The organism is Leptospira noguchii serovar Panama str. CZ214, assembly GCF_000306255.2.
GTDB lineage: Bacteria > Spirochaetota > Leptospiria > Leptospirales > Leptospiraceae > Leptospira > Leptospira noguchii.
Genome location: NZ_AKWY02000034.1, coordinates 1 through 20,690, shown reverse-complemented (window position 1 = coordinate 20,690; position 20,690 = coordinate 1). Strand labels below are relative to the sequence as shown.

The 20,690-nt window shown below is 35.7% G+C and carries 18 protein-coding genes; 7 read left to right on the top strand and 11 right to left on the bottom strand.

From position 1 onward, the window contains the following. Positions 1-576: 576 nt before the first annotated feature. Positions 577-999 (bottom strand): LA_2478/LA_2722/LA_4182 family protein, encoded by a 423-nt coding sequence (locus tag LEP1GSC059_RS17460; protein ID WP_002178841.1) that lies wholly within the window; start codon positions 997-999, stop codon positions 577-579. Between the two features lie 108 nt (positions 1,000-1,107). Next, on the bottom strand, positions 1,108-2,067 hold the full coding sequence (locus LEP1GSC059_RS17455; protein ID WP_020981209.1) for an amidohydrolase family protein: 960 nt from the start codon (positions 2,065-2,067) through the stop codon (positions 1,108-1,110). A gap of 162 nt (positions 2,068-2,229) precedes the next feature. Here LEP1GSC059_RS17455 and LEP1GSC059_RS17450 point away from each other — a divergent pair, with 162 nt between their 5' ends. Continuing rightward, positions 2,230-2,499: a hypothetical protein gene (locus tag LEP1GSC059_RS17450; protein WP_017214599.1), complete on the top strand. Its 270-nt coding sequence runs from the start codon at positions 2,230-2,232 to the stop codon at positions 2,497-2,499. Here the strand turns inward: LEP1GSC059_RS17450 and LEP1GSC059_RS17445 are convergent. Further along, positions 2,496-3,413, bottom strand: coding sequence for an NAD(P)H-dependent flavin oxidoreductase (locus LEP1GSC059_RS17445; protein WP_002178580.1), 918 nt, complete (start codon positions 3,411-3,413; stop codon positions 2,496-2,498). The two genes, LEP1GSC059_RS17450 and LEP1GSC059_RS17445, sit on opposite strands and share 4 nt — an antisense overlap. Positions 3,414-3,496: 83 nt before the next feature. Between LEP1GSC059_RS17445 and LEP1GSC059_RS17440 the strand changes: the two genes are divergently transcribed. Further along, on the top strand, positions 3,497-3,799 hold the full coding sequence (locus LEP1GSC059_RS17440; protein WP_017214598.1) for a putative quinol monooxygenase: 303 nt from the start codon (positions 3,497-3,499) through the stop codon (positions 3,797-3,799). A 1,147-nt stretch (positions 3,800-4,946) separates the two neighbouring features. Next, positions 4,947-5,366, top strand: coding sequence for an Rrf2 family transcriptional regulator (locus tag LEP1GSC059_RS17435; protein WP_017214597.1), 420 nt, complete (start codon positions 4,947-4,949; stop codon positions 5,364-5,366). Between the two features lie 608 nt (positions 5,367-5,974). On the opposite strand, the gene LEP1GSC059_RS17430 is transcribed toward LEP1GSC059_RS17435, so the two are convergent. The 8 genes from LEP1GSC059_RS17430 to LEP1GSC059_RS17390 all read right to left on the bottom strand — a co-directional run bounded on the left by LEP1GSC059_RS17430 (position 5,975) and on the right by LEP1GSC059_RS17390 (position 16,301). Next, entirely contained in the window at positions 5,975-6,505 is a 531-nt protein-coding gene (locus LEP1GSC059_RS17430) for a DUF1493 family protein (protein ID WP_017214596.1), read from the bottom strand. Between the two features lie 176 nt (positions 6,506-6,681). Next, entirely contained in the window at positions 6,682-7,059 is a 378-nt protein-coding gene (locus LEP1GSC059_RS17425) for an iron chaperone (RefSeq protein ID WP_020981212.1), read from the bottom strand. Between the two features lie 1,356 nt (positions 7,060-8,415). Continuing rightward, positions 8,416-9,488, bottom strand: a protein-coding gene (locus LEP1GSC059_RS17420; RefSeq protein WP_420323984.1) for an IS3 family transposase whose coding sequence is annotated in 2 segments (ribosomal slippage) — positions 8,416-9,239 and positions 9,239-9,488 — 1,074 coding nt in all. Because the reading frame shifts where the segments join, the coding sequence is not laid out codon by codon here. Positions 9,489-9,835: 347 nt separating this feature from the next. Next, the gene (locus LEP1GSC059_RS17410; protein ID WP_002178817.1) at positions 9,836-11,443 is read right to left on the bottom strand and encodes a peptide chain release factor 3; all 1,608 of its coding nucleotides are present in this window, start codon (positions 11,441-11,443) and stop codon (positions 9,836-9,838) included. A 607-nt stretch (positions 11,444-12,050) separates the two neighbouring features. Further along, positions 12,051-12,551 carry an acyl-CoA carboxylase biotin carboxyl carrier protein subunit gene (locus tag LEP1GSC059_RS17405; protein ID WP_020981321.1) on the bottom strand — a complete coding sequence of 167 codons (501 nt, stop codon included), beginning with the start codon at positions 12,549-12,551 and terminating at the stop codon, positions 12,051-12,053. Beyond that, positions 12,548-14,011, bottom strand: coding sequence for an acetyl-CoA carboxylase biotin carboxylase subunit (locus LEP1GSC059_RS17400; RefSeq protein ID WP_002178859.1), 1,464 nt, complete (start codon positions 14,009-14,011; stop codon positions 12,548-12,550). The genes LEP1GSC059_RS17405 and LEP1GSC059_RS17400 overlap by 4 nt, the downstream gene beginning before the upstream one ends. Then, entirely contained in the window at positions 14,008-14,805 is a 798-nt protein-coding gene (locus LEP1GSC059_RS17395; protein ID WP_002178573.1) for a lysophospholipid acyltransferase family protein, read from the bottom strand. The genes LEP1GSC059_RS17400 and LEP1GSC059_RS17395 overlap by 4 nt, the downstream gene beginning before the upstream one ends. 389 nt (positions 14,806-15,194) lie before the next feature. Continuing rightward, positions 15,195-16,301: an LIC11274 family protein gene (locus LEP1GSC059_RS17390; RefSeq protein ID WP_002178684.1), complete on the bottom strand. Its 1,107-nt coding sequence runs from the start codon at positions 16,299-16,301 to the stop codon at positions 15,195-15,197. A 145-nt stretch (positions 16,302-16,446) separates the two neighbouring features. Between LEP1GSC059_RS17390 and LEP1GSC059_RS17385 the strand changes: the two genes are divergently transcribed. The 4 genes from LEP1GSC059_RS17385 to LEP1GSC059_RS17370 are packed head-to-tail and all read left to right on the top strand — an operon-like array spanning position 16,447 to position 20,229. Next, positions 16,447-17,328: a DUF2225 domain-containing protein gene (locus LEP1GSC059_RS17385; protein WP_002178635.1), complete on the top strand. Its 882-nt coding sequence runs from the start codon at positions 16,447-16,449 to the stop codon at positions 17,326-17,328. Beyond that, positions 17,325-18,122, top strand: coding sequence for a tRNA pseudouridine(38-40) synthase TruA (gene truA, locus LEP1GSC059_RS17380; RefSeq protein WP_081099801.1), 798 nt, complete (start codon positions 17,325-17,327; stop codon positions 18,120-18,122). The genes LEP1GSC059_RS17385 and truA overlap by 4 nt, the downstream gene beginning before the upstream one ends. Positions 18,123-18,124: 2 nt before the next feature. Then, positions 18,125-18,943 (top strand): hypothetical protein, encoded by an 819-nt coding sequence (locus LEP1GSC059_RS17375; protein ID WP_002178891.1) that lies wholly within the window; start codon positions 18,125-18,127, stop codon positions 18,941-18,943. After that, positions 18,940-20,229, top strand: a complete 1,290-nt coding sequence (locus LEP1GSC059_RS17370) for an LIC11270 family surface protein (RefSeq protein ID WP_020981289.1) — start codon at positions 18,940-18,942, stop codon at positions 20,227-20,229. Before LEP1GSC059_RS17375 ends, LEP1GSC059_RS17370 begins: the two co-directional genes overlap by 4 nt. Positions 20,230-20,690: the final 461 nt, after the last annotated feature.

Below are 20,690 nucleotides of genomic sequence, written 5' to 3'. Positions count from 1 at the left end.
CGACGAATCGGATCTTTTCTTTTTACAAACTTTTTTAAGGATTTATCTCCTTTATAAGATCTCAAAAATAATAGAACTCATTTTATTTTATAAAAATGAGATTTTAAAATAGAATCCTATTTGAAATATTTTAATCAATTTTTATTTCTTAGAAATTATCTCAAAAATACTTTATCTTTGCTTAAAATGCCGTCTCTAAGATATTTTTGAGATAGCTCGTAGTCATTTAATTTTTCTCAAGGCCAAAAAAGTTTTTAGAAAATTTTTCATATTTTCTCTCAATTTTTTGTAAACATAACAATAGAGTTATTGAAAATTTAGATCAACAAAACTGCTTCAATCAAACGTTTCTATTTGACAGAAACAAATAGAGAATTGATTTTTCAAAAACTCTAATATTAAAGACGATAAAAATATCTAAGAATTTTTTTTAAATTTATAATTTTTCAACTAACATAGATTATAGAAACTTATACAAATCTGGATTATAGAAAATTTACGTTTTGATGTAAAATTAAATATTTGATTCTATAATTCTAAATTGTAACACCGATACAATTTCTTAAGATAAAACTTTTATTTTGTTAAAGAAGGAATGGAAATCGTTTCTAAAAACGTATTGTATTCTACACATTCCGGAATTTGATACGTTACGATAGAACCACAATCCGCGCGTTTTACACTTTTAATACAAAGTTCTGCTTCTAATTTCAGATTATCACTGAGTTTTTTTAAAACGATCGGCTCGGACTTATCGAAGTCGTAATTAAAATCGCTGTAACACTGAACATTGTCAGGATAGGTAAGAGCCGCCTCTTTCCTGAATTTTCCTTCTAAAGAAGAAAGATAAGGCTCTTTACAACGATTCATCTGAGTGCAATAAGCATCCGCGACCTTTTTATAAGTTTCTTCGGATAGAGAGGAATTTTTTTTTCCGCACTGAATGGCAAGAAATCCGGCGAGTACAAATCCGAATATTCGCTTTAAAATGTCGCACATATAGAAAAGAGTAGATACAGAACACTCTTTGGCAAGTTTTTTCCTAACTTTGATTTAGAATTGAAACCTATATTTTAAAATCTAAAAAACTTAATTTTTGAATTCGTTTTAAATCGAAATCCCAAAAAGTTTCGCGCTATTTTCCAGAAAAATTTTTCTTTTGATCTCTCCGGAAAGAGATGTATTGAGTAGGTTACAAATAGGATGACTAAGAGCGTAAGGTATATTCGGAAAATCCGATCCGAAATGAATTCTATCCGGATAACGTTCTAAAATTTCTAAATAAGAATCCGTATTTTCCCCTGTAGCTAAAAAATCCACAAAAACCATTGTAGTATCCATCCGAAGTTCTGGATAAATTTCAAGTAGCTCCGAATATTCCCAAACCTCGGAAGCCCCCATATGAGCAACTACAACCTTTAATTTCGGATAACGCTCTATAAAAGATCTAAAATATCTAATATTCGTATAAGGTCCCGGAAGAGGCGCATCACCTGAATGAATTATAATAGGAATTTCTTTTTTTTCGAGATAGTAAAATGTTTCCGAAAGATCAGATCTAGTCAAGTCCAACCGACTTACTTCGCAGTGCAGTTTAAAACCTCGAAATCCGTATTCTTCCACGGCCTTTTTTGTATAATCCAAACAACCTTTTTCTGGAAAAAAAGTTCCGAACTGGATTGTACCCCTTGTTTTACTATGAGTTTCATATACCCAGCGATTTAAACCTTCTGCCATTTTTTCTTTATGAGCATAGTTTAAAGTTGTAAAATGAAAAATTCTATTTCTATTTAAAATTTCCAATCGTTTGGTTTCAGTTTCCCGATACGCAATTTCCCAATGCACTCCATCAAACCACTTCCAAATTTGTTTCATCACATACTCAGGAAAAAAATGGGTATGAATATCAATTAAGAAAGGAATTCCATATTTTTCTAACAAAGGGATGTGTTCCGGAGATTGGTCGTCTCTTAGAGGTGGTAGACATTTTGGATCTTTCCAAGGAAACGGAGTAGTTTCGTTAGAAATTCGATGAGAAGATAGTAAATGATGACAACAGGGCAACATTCGATCAATTTTTCTTCTTTAGAATTCGAGTCAATCGATTGTATCTTTTTTACTTGACCAAAAGTTTCAATGAGCGAAATTTTTCAGAATCGTTTTTTAAAATAATATTTTGAATTTTACACAAAATACAAAGTTTTTTGGAAATGCGATAGGAACAAATCTATGCATTTAATATTATCAGCAGTTAAAATCGGAGCCGTTTTATTTTGGATTATCTTTGGTGCTCTTTTATTTGGTCTCATTTCGGTAGAATCCCATCTTGGTTTTCTAATCAAGGCAGTAGGATATGGAACCTTGGTTGTACATCTATTAGAAATTGTATATTTCTGGTTCCTATTACGAAATAAATCAAACAATATCCTCTTAGACTGTATTCAAATTCTAATATTCGGAGTTTTTCATATGATTTCTCTTAGAAATAAACGTGCTTAAATGCAATGAGGTAATCGATTTAGAATATCAGAATATTCTTTTACCATACCTAAAATAATTTCTCTGGCGGGAATCAATCCTTGAATCTGAGCAACACCATGGCCGGCAGACCAGATATCTCTCCATCGTTTGTATTCCTGATCCAAATTTTGAGATTGTCCACTATGAGAAAGATCCCCCGCCTTCTCCACAGATTTCTTGAGCCAATTAGCTGGAATTCCGGATATTTTTTCGGTATACACAATTTCTTCGGGACCGGATTCTATGAGCATTTTCTTATATTCTTCGGAAGCCTGCGCTTCCGGAGTTGCAATCAATCTGGTACCTACGTAAACCGCATCCGCGTCTAACGAAAGGGCAGCCAACATCTGTGCACCACTAGAAATCGCACCCGCCGCGATGATAGGTAAACCCGTTTCTTTTTTAAGATACGGATAAAGACTAAATGGAGAAATATTTCCTGCGTGCCCGCCGGCACCTTGTGCAACCGCTATCAAAGCGTCCGCACCCGCCTTTGCGACTATATTCGCATGTTTTAAAGTTGTAACATCGCAAAAAACCTTAGCGCCTACACTTTTGGCTTCGTTGACAACCGTACGAGGACTACCTAAACTAGTGATCAACAGTTCCACCTTAGCATCCAATACAACTTGCAACTGCTTAGACCAATTTGGGTTATGCGATTTGTGGAGTATCAAATTGACTCCGATCGGTTTTTTGGTTTTAGAACGGATTTCTTGAATGCCGTCTTTGAGTTGTTCTGGAGACCTATAATTGAGAGAAGGAAAACAACCAATCCCACCCGCTTCGGATACCGCTACCACCAAATCAGGATACGAAACTAAAAACATAGGAGCTCCGATGATAGGTAAATCGATTCTGAGCATTTCTGTAATTCGAGTATTCAATTTCATTTTATGGATTCTTCTGATTTCTATGTGTTAACGCAAGTAGGATTTTTCTTCCCAACGTTTCCATATTCAAAAATTCTGTTCTTATGATCGTGGTTGTATCCTCATATAAAGTTTTAGAAGAAAAGATAGAAGAATTCAAAAAGATCAGTCAAGAAATGGCAAAAGAATCAATAGAGTCTGAAGAAGGAATCTTAAGGTTAGACGTACTTCAAGGCGATGGTGATCCAGGCAGATTTTTATTTATGGAAATTTATAAAAACGAAACCGCGAGAAAACAACATCTGGAATCGCCACAGTTTATTTCCTGGAGAAAAGCCGTCCCCGAATGGTTCAGTCAAGGTAGCACTTCCATTCAATACATTCCCGTACATGTCAATCTAAAATAAAGACGTCTATTTAGAGTGAGTCGGCTTTCGACATACTCGTGTTATTTTTAGTCCTATATCCAAACTGGGTTTATAAAAACACTTTGTTGACTTTAGATTTCAGAGAAACATTTGTTTTTTTAAAAAAAAGTATATTTGAATATTTTAAATTACTTAAATAATTTTAAATTAAAAACATTCAAGTAAACATACTTCTTTTGATCAATATTTTTATCGAAACTTGATTACGATTAAAATTTTCGTTACTCAGTTTTATAGGGATTACCAGAACTACATCATAAAGCGCCAATAGCTTGAATACTTCAATAATAAGAATTCAGCGTAAGAAAATAGGGACGAATCCGACTGACGCTCTCAGCTATAATCAATTGTATTAAAAAAACTCAATGTTCTATTTCATCTTAAGTTTTAATATAGAACTGATCATAGAGAGCGTTCTGCTGAGTTTAACACGATCTGTCGAACGACCTGCAGAGCGACCAGGAAACTAAAGCGAATGCTTCTCTAAGGATCGGCACTCAGGGAGTCGTAACCAACCCCACAATTGAAGATGATTTTAGAATCAACGCATATTTTTCAAGTGTTCCGACAAGAATGAGCCTTTTTTACTTGCAAAAAGTATAATTTTCTGATAGAGAAAAGTCTCTCAAACCTTTCCACCTGAATTGCGACCCATGGGAAGTAATTCATTGAGTTATCACCCAAAATTAGGGAAAACTCATACAACGCTCTCACTATGGATCGCGTTGTGGGGTGGGAACTCAGTTTTACAGAGGATTTGTAGTAATTCCGACAGATTTATATTGAGATCTAAATGATTGTGGGTAAGGTTATGATAGAGAGTGTTCTGCTGAATCCCTGACCTTCAATCGCTTTCTCATTGGAGAAAATCAAACTTACGTAAAACGACATTTATAATAGCCATTTAAATGCTCAATTTCATACTATAGAAATGAATAATAGGATGAAAATCAATCAATCCAGATATTTTTTCAATTTTAAACTCATCATTTTCAATTCAAGATCGATCTCATAATTTCTTTCTCCCAAAAACCCACCTTAAAAAATATCTCTAACTGGAAACGGATAGCTTTGACTTGACACGTACAATCGTTTACTATATTCTGTAACCGGATGTCTTACAGATATGACAAGTCGATTTACGGTTGCAATTCACATTCTTTCCTTACTCTCGTTAGGAGAAGGTAAAACTAAAACTTCCGAAGAACTTGCGGAAAGTGTGAACACAAATCCAGTTGTGATTCGCAAAATTTTATCACTTTTAAAAAATCAAGGAATCGTACGGAATCAAATGGGACCAAACGGCGGTTACATTCTTGCAAAAACTCCGGAGTCCATCAATCTGAAAGAAATTTACGAAGCTATAAACGAAAAGATTTTTCAAATGCATTCAAAGTCTCCGAATAAGAAATGTATCTGCGGTCATGCAATCCAGCCGATTCTTTCTAAGGTGTATGAAAAGGCACAAAAAGTTTTAGAAGAGGAATTAGGTTCTACGAATCTAAATTCGATTACTCGAGAAATTCTCAATTTCTCTAAAAAATAAAAGTCATAAGCTTTTATTTCTTTAGAATGGATTTCAGTAGGGTTGCTAAAAAATTCCATAATGAAGTTTAGCAAAACCGTTTTAACTACCCATTTCAATGTAACAAACAAATAGAGAATTCATTTTTTAACAAATTGAATCTAAAAACGGATTGTACAACATTTGAGACAAGTCATTTAAAATACATAAAAACATTATACTATTTTAAATTATCTATAATTAGAGTAAATTCAAAGAAAAAAATTAAGATAAATAAAATCTAAGAAATATGAGCATTTTTAGTGCACATTTTCGACGGGAGTAGCGATCGCGGACACGTAGTTGTTGTTCTAGAATTTTATAGATAAAAAGACTAACACGATTCTTTATCTCCCAATTTCCACGATAATCGCTATCGTATTTTGGTTCTATCAAATTTATGTGAAATAGTGCTTTATAATAAAGTTGATGGAAAATTAATTTGCCACTTAGTTTTTGTTTTATGGAAACGGTCGATTGAAGCAGTTTTGTTGATCGTCATTATGTGGTTTTCAACAACTCTAATATACATTTAGACATGCAATTTTACAGAAATTAGTAAAATTATATACTTTCGAGTAGTTTTATATTCAAAAATTATTAAACTTTGATCCGTATCTTTTTTTAAATCTCTTCCAGTATCGAATTTGCCAGTTTTGAATTTCACTTTCGATCGGAATTGTATACGAGAACAAAGTATTATTCCATCTTCCATAATAAGCGGCCAGAATTAGATTTTCTATTTGAATGTTTTTTTGATCATTGTTGAAAGAGTTAAAGCGAGAAAAATTAAAGTTTATCAAAACTCGCAAAATTGTTTTTATTAAATTGGAAACTAAATTCAAAATAAAACGAATTAAAAAAACAAAAAATTCTACAATCGAAAATCCTTCTTTACCAAAATTTTTCTCAAAATTCAATGAAGACCAATCAATTTGAAAATACCGGGTTATATCCTGTAACAAATCATCCATATCGTCTCCGGATATTCCGAGATCCTTGACAATACAAGTTTTTAGTGAAAGTTTATCTAAATCTTGTCCAGTATGTCTAACGACACATATAAAAATCTTTTTAGATATGCGTAAAATATCGATTTTTTCTTGATTATTCAAATTCATAAATAAGCGCTCATCCATTCTAAAAACAAATCTTCATCTGAATAAAATTTATAATTCCTGAATATAATCTAACCAGTTTTAATATGAATAAAAAAGTAATTTCTAAATTCTTTTGGCCCATATAGATTGTAAATCATCTTTACAGTCTTCAGCGTTCTCAACAGTTTATAACAAATTCAAGACTTATTTTTTTTAGTTTGTGTATTTTCTTTTATGCGGTATTTCACAATTTTCGCAATTAACTTTAAAGGAAGAAGTTGATCCATTGGAAATTGAATCGCTCCTTTAGTGGTTTTATATTTGGTCAACTCCGTTTGAAATTTCTTAATTCCGCTTGAAGTAGGATAAAACCCGATATGTTTTTTATAAGCTGCAAAATAAACTAAATTACCGTTTAGAACAAAAGTAGGCATTTGATAACTGATTTTTTCTTCTGCATTAGGCGCCGCCTTTCTAATGGTAGAACGTAGTTTTCTTAATTTGTCTTGTACATCTTTCGGAAAAAGGTTTATATACTCGTCTATATTTTTAAAGTTTAACTTTTTTGAATCCAAGATCGGAACCTACAAAAGCAAATTGTTTGAAAGTTTTATAATTTATTGAAAGGAACTTTATTTAAAGTAAGTTCGGTGTAAAGAATTCATGATTATTTTTCTGAAAAAAGTTGGAATTTAAACGTTACAGTCAGATCCTTAAAATGTGAAAACTATTAAAAAATCAGGATTTTACGAACAAATTCTGATTTTGTAGGATCTCATACTTTTAAAAAATCATTCTTTCTCAATTTTCTTATGCCGAATTTATGTTGTTTATAAATTTTTTATTTAATGATGCCCCTAAGCAGCAATTATATTTAAAAATTCAGCAAAAAATTTATAGTTTCAAAATTATAAAATTTTTCACAATTGCTAAATTTTGAATCTACGCTTTAATTTAAAAAATTAGTTTCCTATTTTATTCTATAGAATAGATTACCGCAAAGTTTTATCATAAAAACTTATTTGAGCAAAAAATATTAGATATTCTGTTATGTAGTTATTGGTAAAACCAATCTTTTTTAGAAAAAATTGAATGTAAGAACTCATACTGTTTGACTTTAGAATATAAAAATCAAATTTAAAAGAACCTATCATTTATAAGTTTTTATATGTAGGAACTTATACAAAATTTATAAATTACTGTTTCAGTATATATTACTTAAGAGCTTTAAAAACTTTTTTAAATGTTTTTGGTATTAAACTTTTGCTATTTTAAGCGTGAATTAATGCGAGAAAACTCAGCAGAACGCTCTTTCAATAAAGCAAGTCACTTCTTGAACTCAGTGATCTCTCCCTGAATACCGATCCTTAAAGAGTCATTCGCTGAGTTTTTCGGGGGTCTTACAGGACGTTCAACAAATCGCATTTTATAACACTCTATATGCAATTTATTAACCAGAGTTGAAAGCCCAAATCCGGGTTAGACAAGCCGGATTCGCCCAGATTTTCTTACATCAAACTTATTTTATCTTAAGCGTGGTAGTTCCCACATTTTAAGGGACATAACTATGAAATCTTGACAATCACAAGTTTGCCTTTGAACACTATTCAATAAAACTATATAATAGAAATAGAATTTAGATTTATACTCTTTCTAGAAAAATCTTTCTTTACTTGACTGTATTTTCTCACAATAAAATCTTTTTAGAAATTAAAAAATAGGCGAAGAAACCCGTAAGTTCCTTCGCCTCAAAGACATCTGGTGCAAATACAAATTGTATGACTCCGAAAAAGATCGGATTCTTACTTCATCAACTTTTTTATTTCAGATTCGACATCCTATTTGTATAATAGAGTTGTTGAAAAATTCCATAGTTTAGATTAACTGACATGCCCCCGTTTTTAGTGCCAGTGTAATGAGTTAAAATCCTCTTAAGCAGAGCACCTTAAATATACTTCGGGAGTTCGTCCCCCGAGAGAACTATGTGGCCTCTCAGAATTGTAGAATTTCCTCCAATCTTCGACAAGGCGTCGGGCTTCTTCAATATTTTTAAACCAATTTTCATTCAAACATTCGTTTCGCATCTTACCGTTAAAACTTTCGATGAAAGCATTTTCAGTCGGCTTCCCGGGGGTCGTAAAATGAATATCGATTCCTTTCTCCTGTGCCCATTTCAAAAAAGATTTTGAAGTAAATTCCGGACCGTTGTCTACAACGATTTGTTTCGGAAGACCGTAAACTTCGATTACTTCATTCAAAATTCTTACAACTCTCTCGGAAGGAATTGAGAACTCCGGTTGAGTCGCTATTGCTAAACGACCATAGTCATCGATTATATTCAAGATTCTGAATCTTCTTCCTGAATAAAGAGAGTCCGACATAAAATCCATCGACCATCTTTCTCCAAACGCTCCCGGTAAAAGTTTAGGAACCGTTGGCAAAGGCAATCGTTTGCGCCTTTGTTTGATTCGGTATTTCAAGCCCAATTCCACATACAATCGATAGATTCGTTTGTGATTCACTCTCTCTTCTTTTCGTATAAAATCATGGATTTGTCTGTAACCCGCTCTTTTATATTTGTATGCCAATTCTCGGATGCGCTCTTTGAGTTCCTTATCTTTATCAAAGAATTTGAATCTGTTTCGAAAGCCGGTTCGAGATTCTTTCAGAAGACGACAGGATTTTCGTTCGCCAAGTTTTGGTTTGATGAGCATGATCGCTTCATGTTTCTGTTCCCGGCTTACCACTTTTTTTCAAGTAACATCTTGATCGCTTCGTTTTCCAAAGCCAATTCTGCGTAAAGCTTTTTCAGCTTGCCGTTCTCTTCTTCCAAGGACTTCATTCGTTTTAATTCGCTTAGTTCCATTCCGCCGTATTTCGAACGCCAGCGATAAAATGTATTTCCGCTGATTCCATACTTTCGACAGATTTCAGGGGTCGAGACCCCTGACTCCGATTCTTTCAACACTTTGTGGATTTGTTCTTCGCTATATCGTTTCTTCATTGCTTCCTCCAAATTTATTATACATCAGGAGGATTTTCACAATTTCAGCTGGTCCTTAATTCGGGGGCTAGGTCATGAGAAATGTCATTTCAACTGAATTTTTCGGTAAAATTTGTGGGAACTAGCACAAATCACAATCTTACAAACAAATTCTAAAACTGTAGGAACTAATACAAAAAATAAATGTTTAAAAATTTGTAATGTGTCTTAATTTGTGGGAGGTTCTGCAAATTGCGATTTTACGAATAAGTTCTTAAATCGTAGAAACTTACATTTTTGGAAACCCTTTCTCAATTTTTTTACGCCGAATTCACATTATTTTAAGATTCCAGAATATTCCTTATTATTTAAGGACTAGGCGGATAGTCCAACAATGTGATTTCCGGATTCTTTTTTTGAAAATATCCTTTATCCCACTCGGTATCAAAAAGAAGAGCCGCTCTACCTCCTCGATCTGTCACAAGATTTGCAGAAGAAGGGACCTTCCCCAAATCCTCCTGACCGATCCAACAGGAAATCACATAAGGTAAAATTGTGATCGTAGAAGGAGCGTTGTATTCATCTAAAAGTCTTCTTTTAAAAACTTCAAACTGAAGTTGTCCCATCGCTCCTATGATAGGTAAACCTCCTCCGATCGTCTGCGAAGAAAACAAATGCAAAATTCCTTCTTCTGCCAATTGATCAATACCTTTCCGAAAACTTTTCATACTTGAAGTATCGGAAGAAGAAATTGTAGCAAAAAGTTCAGGCGCAAATACCGGAAGAGATTTTAGATCTGGAACTTTAGAAGAAGCTACAATATCCCCAATCGCATACGTTCCAGGATTTACAAGACCGATAATATCTCCCGGATAAGCCTCGTCTACGGTGTTTCTATCCTGACCAAAAAACGCAAAAGAAGAAGATAGTTTCACAGATTTTCCGAGCCTTCCGTGAAGCACGTTAAGTCCTCTTTCAAACTTACCAGACGTCACACGTAAAAATGCGATTCGATCTCTATGTTGCCGATTCATATTTGCTTGGACCTTAAAGATAAATCCGCTGAACGGTGTCTGAATCGGGTCCAATCTAGATCCATCTTTTAAAGGAAAGAACAATGGTGGAGGAGCGATCTTGATAAATTCGTCCAAAAATAATTGAATCCCGAAATTATTTACGGCGGAACCAAAAAAAACGGGAGTAATTTTAGAATCTAAAAAATCTTCCTGACTAAATTCTGAGATTCCACCTTCTACGAGTTCTAATTCTTCTCGAAAAGTTTTGATTACCCAGTCTTCAAATCTAGAATCCAATTCTGGATCATTGATTCCCGAAGTTTGAAAAGAAGACTTTTGACTTCCTCCCGGAGTTTTATCGTATGTTAGAATTTTCTTATCTTTACGGGAATAAACCCCGCTAAAATCTACTCCGGTTCCGATCGGCCATACCATTGGCACAGCAGAAATTTCTAGAACCTTTTCGATTTCATCTAAAAGAGCGAAAAGATTTTTAGTTGGCCTGTCCATTTTATTGATGAAGGTCACAATTGGAATTCCACGATCTCTACAAACCTTAAACAACTTAATCGTTTGAGGCTCGACTCCTTTACCTGCGTCTAACACCATCACCGCGGTATCCGCTGCAATCAATGTACGATACGTATCTTCCGAAAAATCTTCGTGACCGGGAGTATCTAATAAGTTGAGAACGTGTCCAGAATATTCAAACTGAAGCGCTGCGGAAGTGATAGAAATTCCTTTTTCTTTTTCCATCTCCATCCAATCGGAAGTTGCAGCTTTTCGATTTTTTCGAGCTTTTACTGCTCCGGCGAGTTGAATCGCACCTCCATACAAAAGAAGTTTTTCTGTAAGAGTGGTTTTTCCCGCGTCAGGGTGAGCAATGATCGCGAAGGTTCTTCTTCTACGAGTTTCTTCCTCGATGGATCGATTTGATTTTTGTTCCACTGTATCGCTCACTATTTTGCCCCGCCCTACTTACAGATTTTTTTTGCAAAACCGACTGTCATTCACTAAACCGAACATACAATCGTTTCTAATAGAAAGTTTGGTGCGGTTAACTCGAGTTGTTGTAAAAAATTACTACTCTGACGTATAAAAAGAATATTATGTTAAACTTGTTTCAAATCTTAGAATGGTAGGATCTCCTTCAAAAAGCCAATAACTCAGTTGATGCAATTTTTGAGAGTTAATCTGTAAAATCCAAGTTTGTGAGAACTATTACATTTTTCAAAATCAATCTGTAAAATCCAGATTTGTGGGAACTATTACATTTTTCAAAATCAATCTGTAAAATCCAAGTTTGTGAGAACTATTACATTTTCAAAATCAATCTGTAAAATCCAAGTTTGTGAGAACTATTACATTTTTCAAAATCAATCTGTAAAATCCAAGTTTGTGGGAACTATTACAAATCACATTTTTTTTAAGTAGTGAATAGATTTTTAAATTATTTTTTAGTTATCAAACTTATGTATGAGTTCCTACAAATTTAAAGAAGTAAGTTCAAGTGAAACCAATCGTATTTACAAATAATGGGAGTTCCCACAAATTACGATGATGACACTCAAACCAGATTCAATTTTAAAATCACATCGTCTTGGGAAACCATATTGCCTTCTTTGACTAAAACTTCCTCTACGATTCCATCTCCGGGAGAAAGTAGATTATTTTCCATCTTCATCGCTTCCACAATCGCAAGCACGGAACCTTTTTTAACCGTAGTTCCGACAGAAACTCCAACTCGAATCACTTTACCAGGCATCGGGCTTTTGATCAGACCACCACTTCCTTCCTCTAAATGAATTTCCCTATTGGAAAGAAGTACCTTTGTATTCCAACCTTTATGATGAATGAAAATTTGATTCCCTTTTCTAAGTATTCTCCAATGATTTCCAGGTCCGGAAAAAAGCCCATTTCCTTCACTTTGAAAATTTCTAGAAATACGAAAATCGTGCACAATTCCGCCTAACGTAATTGATACGGAAACGTCTCCGGGAGAACCAGAACGCACTCGAACCGGAATTTCTTCTTCCTTATGTCTAAATCGAAAATTTTCTTCTATCACCAAAAACCTCCCGAACCAATCGCTTCCCAAATCCCTTGGGATTTTTTCTTTTCAGAAAGTGCAGCTGCCGCAAAGGAAAACGCATCTGCTTGAACTTCCTTTTCAGGAGTAAATAAAATTGTTTGTTCTTCCAGAAAATGAGTATGAGTATTCCCTTTTTTAAATTCTTCATGAGAAAGAATTCCAGATAAATAAAACGTGTTGGTTACGGGTCCAAAGATCACCGTAGAATCAATAGATTCTTTAAGACGCACAGCGCATTCTTCTCTAGTTTTTCCCCAAACAATCATCTTCGCAATCATAGGATCGTAATAAACTGTAATTTCAGAACCGGTCTCCACTCCCGTGTCTACGCGTAAAAAATCACGATCGGGAAATTCAATATATTCTAATATACCAGTGGAAGGTAAAAAATTATTTTCAGGATCTTCCGCATAAATACGAGCTTCAATTGCATGTCCGTTCTGAACGACGGTTTTTCCTAATGTTAGTTCAGAAAGTTTTTTGCCTTCCGCCACTCGGATCTGCCATTCTACAAGATCTTGTCCTGTAATATATTCTGTTACTGGATGTTCTACTTGAAGTCTTGTATTCATCTCTAGAAAATAAAACTTACCATCTTTTCCTAAAATAAATTCTACAGTTCCGGCCCCCACGTAACTGATAGACTGTGCCGCTTTGACCGCAACTTGACAGATCTCATCCCGAAGAGAAATTGGCAAATTTGGAGCAGGAGATTCTTCGATCACTTTTTGATGTCTTCTCTGGATCGAACATTCTCGTTCAAAAAGGTGCATAACGTTTCCGTGTTTATCTCCGAAAACTTGCACTTCGATATGTCTAGGGGTCTCTACGTATTTTTCTAAAAAAACAGTTCCGTCCCCAAAAGCTTTCTGCGCTTCCCTTTGTGCGGCTTCAAGTGAAGAAAGGAATTCTTCTGGTTTGTAAACCCGTTTCATTCCCTTTCCTCCTCCTCCCGCGGTCGCCTTAATCATCAAAGGATAACCTATTTTTTCAGCTTCCTTTTGAAGTATTTTAGGATCCTGGTCTTGTCCGTTGTAACCTGGAACAACCGGAACTCCAGATGCTTCCATTTTAATCCTGGAATTGATTTTATCCCCCATCAACTCCATCGATTCCGGACTAGGACCTAAAAATAAAACATTCTCTTTTTCTAATGCTTTTGCAAATTCACTTTTTTCAGATAAAAATCCGTAACCTGGGTGAACCGCATCCGCCTTTGTCTTTTTGATTGCGTCAAGAATATTAGAAATATTTAAATAAGAAGAAGAAGGATTAGATTCCCCTACATATACGGATTCGTCTGCGAATTTTACGTGTGGAGAATTTTTATCCGCATCCGAATAAATCGCTACGGTTTTGATCCCTAGTTTTTTACAAGTACGGATCACTCGAACCGCAATTTCTCCTCGGTTCGCAACCAGTAGTTTAGAAATCAAGATACGAGCACCGATTCTTTTTGAACTTCGGATGAAAGCATAGAATCAAGAGCTTTCTTTTCTCGATCCATAGTTTCGAAAATAAAATCTTTAAATTCTTCCCAAGAAGAATATTGTGCAGGATCGTAAATTCCCGCCTGTTTATAAGCTACCACAAAACCTTTTTCTAAAGTCTGATATCCGGTCAGTCCTGACTTCAATACGACTACCACTGGGATCTTATTTTCCCACGCGAGTTTGATCATTCCTTTTTGTAAGGGTTGAATTTCTTCTCGATACGAATTATGACCTTCCGGATATACGATAAAGGAAGTAGTATCCAAACCCTTCAGTACGTTTCTGACAGAAACTGCAATCGTTGCCGCCTTTGTAGTTTCAAACACTTGCGAGCCCATCGCCCTCATCCACCAATACGCGATCAGTGTTTTTTTAATCACTTGATTAGCAAGATAAGGTTTATTGATTACAAGACAATCATAGGGAAAATCTAACTCGTTTACGTGATTCGAAAAAATCATGTGACCTTTCGGTGGAATCTGAAATTCTCCAATTTTGAAAAATCGGGTTTTAGTCATCCAGATAATCGCATCCGCCCAAACCGCAGACCCTTTTAAAAAAGAGGCGTTTTTTCTCTTTTGATTTCCTATAAGCGCGAAAAACAATCCAGTGACCAAACTTGGAAACGCGAAACTGAATACTAAAACGATTGTTATTAAATATGTTTTGAGTACGATTTTACGATAGGATTTCGGAAAACGGCCCAAACGGCTTTCCATAAATTTCAACGGGTTCATCGAAGCTATCTTCCAAAAGAATCTTTTTTAGAAAAGCTAGTTTTGAGTGGAAAAAGTCTGTAATGTGGGAACTCTCACTTTTTCAAAATTCCTCTGTGAGATCTGAATTTGTGGGAACTATTACAACTTGAGTTCTGCTTAACGCAAGCCTGTCGAAAGCAAAAAATTAATTTTTATATAATTGAATTTTTCTCTAAAATCTGTGGGAACTCTTACTTTAGAATCCTCTGTAAAATCCAAATTGTGGGAACTATTACAAATCTAAATTTTACCACTGAAACTAGGAACTACCCCAAAAAGCAATTTTACAGATAAAATTTAAAAAGTGTGGGAACTCCACGTTTTAGAACCAGCGTCCAGTTTACACAAATCCGGGCGCCGCCAAAACTTTATTTATTTGGAACCTTATCTCCGATCAACTGCTTACGTTTTTCCTGATCCCATTTTAAGAAAATTCTATTTTTGACTTCGTCATCGTAAATTTTTTCTAAAATGTCCACAGCGTCCCTACGGTATTCTTCCGGAATTCTACGATCGAATACAGGACTCATTCTATGATCATATTCTAATGTAGGATTTTGACTAAAATCGTAAGTAACTCCGTTGAGAGAAACCGGTTCGGAAGGTCCTGCCTTTCCTTCATCGTCTTTGATGGCTTCAGTTTTTGCATCACTTTTGAATAGATAATAGTTATCGTATGGATACTTCAACTTGAAGATATTGATCGCATTTGCTCTTGCGTCTCTACAAAGTTGAATCGCAGCGATATAGTGTTCAATTCTATGTTTTCTATGGCTCGGCTGAAGTTTCTGGTGTTTCTCTAAATGTTTTTCGATTTTAAGAGCATTGTTACGAGTTTCTTTGGCGAGCCCCAAAAATTTATAACCCATTTCCATATTTTTCTCAATCGCGTATTTATTAGTTACGTAATGAAAATCTCTAGGATTGTACATTCTTCTAGTGAGAGGAGCTTCTCGATTCGCAGTCATATCCTTAACGATAAAAGAAGTTTTACTCCACTCAATTGCAATATCCACTAAATTTCTATCTTCCGGATTATTAGGATTTTTCTTTTCAATCGCGGATTTTAAAATTTCTTCCGTTCTTTCTACGTAAAATTGAGAAAGTTCTTCCAATAACATTTCTGTTCCAAGTTGAGCTTCTAAAAATCTACGATATGCGTTTACGTGATTATTTTCAAAGAAATATTGAAGTCCTTCTTGATAGAGCCTTTTAAGTTCCTTATACTTTTTAACCCTATCTCCATCTTGTTCTGGAGTCCCTGTTTGCTGGTTATTAGCAGCCGTTGCACCTGTATTCTGTTGATTCTGTCCGCCAGGAACTTCTCCTTTGTAGTTTCGAACGATTGGCTCGATCGCTCTTAAATACAGAAGCAATTCCACCCTTTTTTTATAGGCCTTGCTAGAAACCGCTTCTCCAAACACAGAAACGGGAAGAATGGAAATCAGAATGGATATAAGAATCAGTCTTTTCATCGGTTAACCTTTTCCAGAGCTTTCCGGTTTTTTAGGCCGGAGGCAACAAAGAAATTAGTGCTTTTCTTCCTACTCTATCGGTTAGAATGGTGTTCGAATTGACAGCCCGTTCCCGTTTTTTTTCGGGTTTTTCATACATAAGACTATGACAGCCAGCGCTCTCGCACAAGGAAAAAAGATCTCGTTTCGTGCAAAGGAAGATACGGTTTGCCCGATCTGCAACGAAGTTCATCAAAAAGAAAATATGTTCCAAGGCGGCGGACGTTTGATCGCCGGGAAACTAACCATAGAACTTAGAAGACTTTACGAAAAGAACAAAAAATTCGGTCGTGTCAGCCCAAACGACTACGTAATCAGCGTTTGTCCCCGTTGTCTTTATTCCTCTTTTTCCAAAGACTGGTCCACGTTAGACGCAGAAGAAATCGAAAAAGTCCGTTCTCAGTTTGACACAAGACGTTCCAATCTTGAAAAAATTTTAGGTCCATTGGATTTTTATCAGGACCGCAATTTAGTTTTAGGTGCCGCTTCCTATCTTCTCGCTATTGAATGTTACCAAAATCGAAAAGCAAATGTGGCACCTACTCCTAAAAAAGCAGTTTGTTCCGTTCGAGGTGCTTGGTATTTTGAAGATCTAAACAATGATTTTCCCAATATGGGATTTGATAAGGTTCGAGACCTTCTTTATCAAAAAGCTGCAGGCTGGTACACTGAAACCATGGAAATCATGCAAAGTGGATCGGAACCAGTAGACCAAGCTTCTTATATTTTAGGTCCGGATACGGATAAAAACTGGGCGTTTGATGGAGTCATTTATCTTTCTGCTTATCTGACAATGAAATTTAAGGATGAACTCGCACCCGATCCAGCAGCCAAACTCAATCTTTTAGTAAGAGCCAAAAGAACCCTTTCCAGACTGTATGGTTCCGGAAAAGGTTCCAAGTCTAAACCTTCGGTCATCATAGACATGGCAAAAGAATTATACGACGAATACAATAAACTCATCGAGGAAATGGGAGGCGAAAAATAAACTACGCCCTCCTCGTCGAATACGACGGACTTTGTTTCCACGGTTTTCAAACTCAAAAAGATTTTCCCAGCATTCAGGAGAATTTAGAAAAGGCGGCTAAAGTTCTTCTTAAGGAAGAAATTTATATTTCCGGTGCAGGTAGAACTGACACAGGAGTTCACGCACGAGGAATGATCGTAAATTTTAAAACACAAAGAGTCATACAAAATTTCAGTAAATTTCTTCTAAGTTTAAATGCGATTACAGATCCCGGGCTTTCTGTACTCAGTATGTCAGAAGTGGATGAAAGTTTCGATTCACGTTTTTCCTGTAGTTCGAGAGAATACGAGTATTGGATTCTAAATACAAAATATCCAAGACCTACTTGGAAAAATAGAACCTTTTGGTACCAACATAGGATTGACGTTGCGCGATTAGAAGCCGAACTTGAGCTATTAAAAGGAGAACACGATTTTCGCAGTTTAGCAAAGGTGGCTTCTCTCAAGGGGCGTTCTACGATTCGAACGGTTTTAGACGCAAAGCTGGAACGAAGTTTAGAATTAGAAGGTCTTTTGAAAATAAGGATCCGAGCAAACGGTTTTCTCCATAATATGATTCGGATTCTTACAGGTACACTTCTGGAAATTTCTAACGGAAAACGAAAAGATACAAACGTTTTGGAAATCCTTTCCTCCAAAGACAGAACGATCGCAGGGATCACACTTCCTCCTTACGGACTTTATTTTATCAAGGCCTATTACGATTCTTACCCCGGAATCGATTTGATGTATTCTCATTTGGATTTTCTAAAATAATTATGTTCTTCCGGTTTCGAATTTTTTTAAAACCCACAATTCTCATTTGGTTTGTAATTTTTCCGGGAATCTTATCTGCTTCTCCTCAAAAACCGGGAACCTTTGAGCTGTTAGGTGGTTATCAACCCAATTGGAATCGATTTTTTACTGAGTTTTTTTCGAAACGTACAGCACAAACCGGAAGTTTACCTTCCAGCGGCGTCATTTCTAAAGAGGAAGAAGATCTAGAAAATTCAGAAGAAACAGAAGAAGATAAACAAGAAGGGCATCAAGACAATCGAAAAATGGAAGCTGGAGTTTGGGTAGGAGCTTCCAACCCATTACCCGGAACCGAAACTCAGAAATATCTGGATACTACGTTAGGCGGCGGTTTCTTTTTTAGAATTCCCTGGCCTTGGATCTTTTATCTCGAGATGGGGGCTTTTTACGCAAACTATCTTTCGGCGACAGAAAGGGCTTTGACTACAATTCCGGTCTATCTTGCATTGGGTTATAAAATTCCGCTCGACCTTCCGATTTCATTTATCCTTCGTGCAGGAGGTGGGGAAGCGTTTGTAGTTGCAAGACCTTCCAACACATCTCGTTGGGATCCAATGATGATTATAGGATTAGAAACTAGTTTTGTAGCCGGAAAAAAAATTCGAATCGGAATTCGAATTGATTACAATAAAATTTACGAGTCTCGTATGGACGCACCAAGAGAAACAAAATATCCCTATACAAGTCCTTACGAAGATTCCAGGCTGAGTAACCCCAATTATTACAGAGTAGTAGATACTGAATTTTTTCAGTTTGGTTTGATGGTGAGTGTATTTTTATGAAACGATCTTATTTACGGTTCTTTTTAGTATTTTCGTGTTTTCTAATATTCTTTTGCAAAGTAGGAGATTGGCACGGCAAACATTCTAAAAATCCAGTAATCAGTACCTTATTCAATCAGAGAATGTTACTGCTTGTAAAAGGAACTTACGCCACCGATAATCCAATTGGATTTGAGGCCTATTCAGGTGGAACCGGGCAACTTTATCAAGATACAAGTGGCGAAGGTGCCGACCCTGCTTTTGGTTTAGACGGAGTACCTCTGGCTCAAAATCTTCCGATTTTTATAGATATAGGGGAAATCCGTTTATCTACTAAATATCAAGAAGGGTCTTTTGATCTGAGTTTAGTCAAAAACGTAAAAGATACAAAAAATCTTTGGGATGAAATTGCACCCAATCGACAAGTATTTTGTACAATTCCTTATACTACCAATTCGAACTCCTGTCGTTTAAACGACGGTGAATTCAAAGCGATTCAATTTTTTAACGGAGAAGGAGTTGCTTACCCATCTAACGATCCTACCTCCGCAACGGACTGGGGAGCATTTGGAAACGGCCCGGTTCAATTCTATTATACCGGTTTGTATTTAAGATCTTTGGTAACCGCTTGGGCCACCGAGCCAGGACTTACTTTTTCTAATCTCACCTTGTTTGATAATTACAGAGTACCTGGAATCAATATAGTCCCTAGGTTGAGTTATAAACCGGGAGCCGATGCTACTACAAAATCTGTTTTCCCCCCTCTCGTGTTTCCGGTACTCTACAAAGCAGAAAAAGGAGACCAGGATATGCTTATATATCCTGGTTTTGATCCTTATATTTTAGAAGTAAGGATCAATTTAAAAGAGAATCTAATGATTCATTCTTACGTTTCCAGTATAGGAGGAGTAAGAACGTTAGTCGGTATTAGTGACTGGAAACCAGATAGCGACCATAAAGGAGAATCAGATATGGGAGGAGGACTTCTGGTTCGTTCCAGGATCATCCGTCCTGAAAAAGCCTCCAGCTTGACAGTGTTAGGTGGAACGACATCTACAACCCATTATTATTCCGTTTATCGTCTTTCTGAATCTGAAATTGATACAAAACTGCCTCTCATGGCATCTCCCGTCCAAGGTGTTTCTACTAAAATGAAATACATTCATTCAGGAGATTATAGACTTCGTTGTGTAGGGGATCTTGCCAAAGTAGATGGTTATCCGGAAACCGTGGTGAGAGAAACCATATTTACAGTTCCGGATAACGCACCTCATTCCGAGGTTCAAGTAAGTCTAACTTGTCCATAATTTTGAGAAAAGTTTAAAATTTTAAAAAATCTTAGAACAAAATAAACATAAACTTTAAAACCAGTTTTTTGTCCGAGCTAATTTATTAAGTATGAGAGATACATAAAAACAGTAAAAATCTTTTATCTAAAAATGAATATATAGCACAAAGTTCTGCGCAAGAAAATGATAAAGAATTTTCTAAAAGTATGAGTCCACACAATTTAACTGTAAAATTACATTGCAGTAGTTCCCACAAATTACGTTGCATTTTTGAGTTTATTACATTTTCTGAAAGTCCATCAGTTACTAAAATTGTAAGAGTTCCCACAAATTCATAACCAACCCCACAAGTTGAATAGGATTTTAGAATCAAAATTGAACTCAGCAAAACGTTTTCCTGAACTCAGCGTCTCGCTCCCCGAACTCAGCAAAACGCTTTTTACGAAAGCGTTTTAGACCGCCAAGGCACACAGGGGATA